This is a genomic window from Thalassotalea sp. G20_0 (genome assembly GCF_017744175.1).
GTDB lineage: Bacteria > Pseudomonadota > Gammaproteobacteria > Pseudomonadales > Endozoicomonadaceae > Endozoicomonas.
This window is the reverse complement of record NZ_JAGHQV010000227.1, coordinates 1-1,182: the sequence shown is the minus strand read 5'-3', so window position 1 is coordinate 1,182 and position 1,182 is coordinate 1. Positions and strand designations below refer to the sequence as shown.

Annotated in this window: 1 protein-coding gene; it reads right to left on the bottom strand. The window is 52.1% G+C overall.

Annotation, left to right across the window (positions count from 1 at the left end; all coding sequences use genetic code 11):
• Nucleotides 1-1,182, bottom strand: a 1,182-nt coding sequence (gene malZ, locus J7438_RS25685; RefSeq protein WP_209278879.1) for a maltodextrin glucosidase, incomplete at both ends; no start/stop codon positions are given.

Sequence of the window (1,182 nt, the reverse complement as noted above, 5' to 3'; positions counted from 1 at the left end):
GGACACCGGCCCAGCAGAACAGAAATACCAGGGCACAGCGTAACGTTGCCTCATCGCCGTTAACCATGGTCAGAAAGCGCATGGTATCGTGGCTATCCAGCTGGTTAAGTTGGCAGAGCTGGTTGCTCCAGGGAATTTTTGCCATGGCTTCCATCAACCATCCGGCAAACTCATCCGCTTCAATACGACAGGGGGCGAAGGCAATATCCAGACTTGCAAAGAAAGCCCGAACGGGGTGGGCAAAGCCGTAATAATTCATTGCCCCGTCTTCCTGGTCCCCCTGCAGCCACTGGGTTGCTTCAAAAAAGTGCTCGCCCAGTACATAGCATTGTGGATTTTCAGTCTTGGCTGATGCCCGAAATGCCCTGACGTAATGGGCATTGTTGGTTGCGCCCTCCCCTTCTCCCAGCATGTGGATAACATCAAAGCGCCAGCCATCAATACCATAAGGCTGTCTCAGCCAGTGGCGAATGACCGAATTGTTACCTGCGTAAAAATAGCTGCGGACTTCAGGATTGAGAAAGTTCAGTTTTGGCAGGGTGTGGATGCCCTTCCAACCAATGTAGTTTTCGGAGTCGCCGTCAAACTGGTAATAGTCACGAAAGGGAGACCCGGGGTTCTGCCAGGCCCCCTGACCATCATCCCTCTGGTGAAAACGGTCAAACCATGGATGGTTGAGGGAGGTGTGATTGAATACCGCGTCCAGCAACACCTTCATGCCCCGCTGATGAAGATCGTTCACCAGCTCTGCAAACTCCTCATTGGTGCCAAGGTGTGGGTCAATATTGAGGTAGTCGGTGGTGTCGTACTTGTGATTACTGGGGGCGGCAAAGACCGGATTCAGATAGAGAGTAGTGACACCCAGTGATTGAAGGTAATCGAGCTTGTCACGGATACCTTTGAGATCGCCACCAAAGAACTCACAGGCACCCTGTTTTCCATGTTCTGAGACAGAATCTCCCCATGTTTTGGCAATGGTTGGCTTTTCCTCACCCAGCAGACAGTATTCATTGGTGGTGACACTGATCCGGGGGTTGGCGTTGGCAAAACGGTCGGGAAAAATCTGATAGAAGACCTGATGTTTTACCCACTCCGGTGGCTGATGCTCTGAGTTAAAACGAAACAGTGTTTCCTGACCAGGCATGCGCTTTGACAGGCCTGCACCGTGGAGCCACCACTGGT